The following is a 2,658-nucleotide window of genomic DNA, read 5'->3' as shown; positions in this document are numbered from 1 at the left end:
GGAGGCGGCGGAGGCCGGGGAGACCGCGCGCATCGCACTCGCGGTGGAGCGGGCCGGCGGCCGGGACTGGGCGCAGGCCGAGGCGGCCGACCGGATGGCCCGGGCCATGCAGGAACTGGCCCGCGCGGTCCCCGACCCGGAGGCGGCGGGCGGTCTGCTGGCGCTCGCCGAGTTCGTGACCCGGCGCACCAGCTGAGGGCCCCCTCCCGGCGCCCGACAAGGACCCGGAGTCCCCGGCCCGTGCGGCTCCTGACCCCGCACGGTCACCGGGGGCTCCGGTCAGGCGGCCCCGCACATCCCCACAGTGTGCGGGGCGCCGCTGCGCCTCGGCCTCACGACCGAACCGCCGGAGACCGGGACCGGCTCGCCCGGCCCGAACGGGGAGCACCACGGTCGACCTGCTCGACCGCGTCCGCGGGTCATCGAGTCCCGCCCCGTCGTCTGCGGCAAGGGCATGCCGGTGTCCGCCGCCGGCCCGGGCATCCGGGACGTCACCTGTGAGTCCGTGCGCTCCTTCGGCAACGGCGAACCGGCGCGGACGTACGGCAGGGAGCGCTGAGGCTGCCGCCGACCTACCCTGAGGGCATGGACAGCGAGAAACACGTCTGTCCGGTCTGCGGACAGGCCGTCGACACGGTCGTCAAGCGGCACAAGACCCTGGGCGCCTGGGTGCCGGTCTGGGGTCCCGGCCCATGCCACGACCCCGGCTGCGCGGCCTACGCCGGACCCGGCCGGCCCGCCGGATCCGGCCGCCACGCCGATGCCGACCGGTCCGCCGAGTCCGGCCGATCCGCCGGTGCGGAGAACAGCGGCGTCTGAGCAGGGGCCGTCGGGCCAGGTGCCGGGGCCGTCCGGCCAGGGGGCGGGGCGCCGTAGCGTGGGCGTATGCCGAAGCTTCCGTACATCCTCCACATCACCGAGCGCTCCCTGTGGGAGGCGGCGCGCGCACGCGGCGCGTACGAGATGTCCACCCGGGGCCGCACCCTCCAGGAGGAGGGCTTCATCCAGTGCTCCACCCGCGACCAGCTCCCGCGCATCGCCGACTTCCTCTACGGCGGCTACGACGGCCCGGACCAGCTGGTCGTCCTGGTCGTGGACCCGGCCCGGGTCGGCGTACCGGTGAAGTACGAGTCCGCCGAGCCGGGCGGGGAGGAGTTCCCGCACGTGTACGGCCCCGTACCGGTCGGGGCCGTGGTGGACGTGGAGACCTGGGGGTGACGCGGGCGCGCGCCTACCCGGCGTCGGCCGCGCCCCGAGCGGGGCCGACGCCGGGCAGGCCGCCCGTCTCCGGGTCGCGGCCGGTCAGGCAGTACAGGCCGCCGGCCGGGTCGCGCATCACCGTCCAGTGGGCGCCCTCCGACGCCACCACGGCACCCAGCTTCTCGTGCCGTGCGCGGACGGCCGGGATGTCCGCGCAGGCCAGGTCGAGGTGCGCGGAGGCCGGGCGGTCCTCGTCGAGCCGCTGGAGCAGCAGCCGGTGCGGGAGTCCGGCGGGCGGGCGCAGTACGGTGAACTCCGGCCGTGAGCCCGGCAGCCGCTCCCACCCGGTCAGCCCGGCCCAGAACGCGGACTCGGAGTCGTACCGGGACGGCGGTATGTCGAGGCACACCTGGTCCAGGCGGCTGCCGGACACCACCGGCGGCCGTACCGTCTCGCCGTGCCAGGGCACGGCGCAGAACAACAGCCCGGCGGGGGAGCGCAGGACGGCCCAGTCGCCGTGGTCCGCCACGAGCGCGGCGCCGTGTTGCCGGGCGCGCCCGGTCAACTCCCGTACGTCCTCGGTGCACAGGTCGATGTGGGCGCCGCCGGCACCGTCGGTGACACCCTGGAGCTTGCCGCTCGGGTCCGCGCCCTCGGGCAGCAGCGTCACGAACTCGCCGCGGTCGCCGCGGAACGCGGACAGCCGGGTGCCGGTGACGGCCGTCCAGAAGGCGCACGCGTCGGCGAGGCGTGCGGCGGGGCGGTCGGCGAAGGCGTACGTCCAGCGGATCGTCATCCGGGGAGTGTAGGCCGGGCGGCCCCCGAACAGGAGCGGATGTGGCGCGAGTTCAGGCGGTGGGGCGTTCGATGAAGCGGAGCTGGTTGCCCGCCGGGTCCCGGAAGGCGCAGTCGCGGACCCCGTACGGCTGGTCCATCGGCTCCTGGAGGACATCGGCGCCGGACCGGCGCACCCGCTCGTAGAGCGCGTCGCAGTCGGGGGTGGTGAAGATGACGCCCCGCAGCAGGCCCTTGGCGAGGAGTTCGTTGAGCGCCTGCTTGTCCGCGGGGGAGGCGTCCGGGCTCGCGTCCGGCGGCTCCAGGACGATCTCCACGTCCGGCTGGAGCGGGGAGCCCAGGGTCACCCAGCGCATCCCCTCGAAGCCCACGTCGTTGCGGACCTCCAGACCGAGCACATCGCGGTAGAAGGCGACGGCCTTGTCGTGGTCGTCCACGGCGAGGAAACACTGCGCGAGTTTCACGTCCATGGACTCACCCTAGATCCGGCGGGCGCGCCCCGCCTCAGTACGGGCGGCGGCGGGGGCGGGTGGGATCGCCGCGCTCTCCTCGTGGTCGCGGGCGCGGTAGGCGCTCGGCGTCTCGCCGACCAGCTCGGTGAAGCGGGAGCTGAAGGAGCCGAGCGAGGTGCAGCCGACGGCGAGGCACACCTCGGTCACGGTG

Annotated in this window: 6 protein-coding genes and 1 pseudogene; 4 read left to right on the top strand and 3 right to left on the bottom strand. The window is 75.3% G+C overall.

Features of this window, described 5'->3' with window-relative positions; genetic code table 11:
• From CCN44_RS40245 to CCN44_RS40235, 4 genes and pseudogenes are all read left to right on the top strand, one after another.
• A pseudogene (locus tag CCN44_RS40245) lies at nucleotides 1-196 on the top strand (polyprenyl synthetase family protein); the annotation flags it as partial.
• Between the two features lie 108 nt (nucleotides 197-304).
• Entirely contained in the window at nucleotides 305-559 is a 255-nt protein-coding gene (locus tag CCN44_RS44235) for a hypothetical protein (protein ID WP_143650402.1), read from the top strand.
• Nucleotides 560-585: 26 nt separating this feature from the next.
• Entirely contained in the window at nucleotides 586-819 is a 234-nt protein-coding gene (locus tag CCN44_RS40240; RefSeq protein ID WP_107475804.1) for a hypothetical protein, read from the top strand.
• Between the two features lie 66 nt (nucleotides 820-885).
• Complete coding sequence (locus CCN44_RS40235) at nucleotides 886-1,218, top strand: DUF952 domain-containing protein (RefSeq protein ID WP_086704082.1); 333 nt, start codon at nucleotides 886-888, stop codon at nucleotides 1,216-1,218.
• A gap of 13 nt (nucleotides 1,219-1,231) precedes the next feature.
• Here CCN44_RS40235 and CCN44_RS40230 read toward each other — a convergent pair whose 3' ends face one another.
• The 3 genes from CCN44_RS40230 to CCN44_RS40220 all read right to left on the bottom strand — a co-directional run.
• Entirely contained in the window at nucleotides 1,232-1,996 is a 765-nt protein-coding gene (locus CCN44_RS40230; RefSeq protein WP_086704080.1) for a VOC family protein, read from the bottom strand.
• Nucleotides 1,997-2,048: 52 nt separating this feature from the next.
• On the bottom strand, nucleotides 2,049-2,465 hold the full coding sequence (locus CCN44_RS40225) for a VOC family protein (RefSeq protein ID WP_059252551.1): 417 nt from the start codon (nucleotides 2,463-2,465) through the stop codon (nucleotides 2,049-2,051).
• A 9-nt stretch (nucleotides 2,466-2,474) separates the two neighbouring features.
• Nucleotides 2,475-2,658: AraC family transcriptional regulator (locus tag CCN44_RS40220; protein WP_143650400.1), on the bottom strand; the 184-nt coding region annotated here is incomplete at its 5' end.

Source organism: Streptomyces tricolor, from assembly GCF_002155905.1.
GTDB lineage: Bacteria > Actinomycetota > Actinomycetes > Streptomycetales > Streptomycetaceae > Streptomyces > Streptomyces tricolor.
Note: the sequence above shows the minus strand (reverse complement) of the source record. Positions and strands in the feature narration are given on the sequence as shown.

Excerpts from the sequence above, each read along its gene's own strand:
- CCN44_RS40230 (WP_086704080.1), bottom strand. The coding sequence starts at position 1,996 with ATGACGATCCGCTGGACGTACGCCTTCGCCGACCGCCCCGCCGCACGC.
- CCN44_RS40240 (WP_107475804.1), top strand. The coding sequence starts at position 586 with ATGGACAGCGAGAAACACGTCTGTCCGGTCTGCGGACAGGCCGTCGAC.
- CCN44_RS40235 (WP_086704082.1), top strand. The coding sequence starts at position 886 with ATGCCGAAGCTTCCGTACATCCTCCACATCACCGAGCGCTCCCTGTGG.
- CCN44_RS40225 (WP_059252551.1), bottom strand. The coding sequence starts at position 2,465 with ATGGACGTGAAACTCGCGCAGTGTTTCCTCGCCGTGGACGACCACGAC.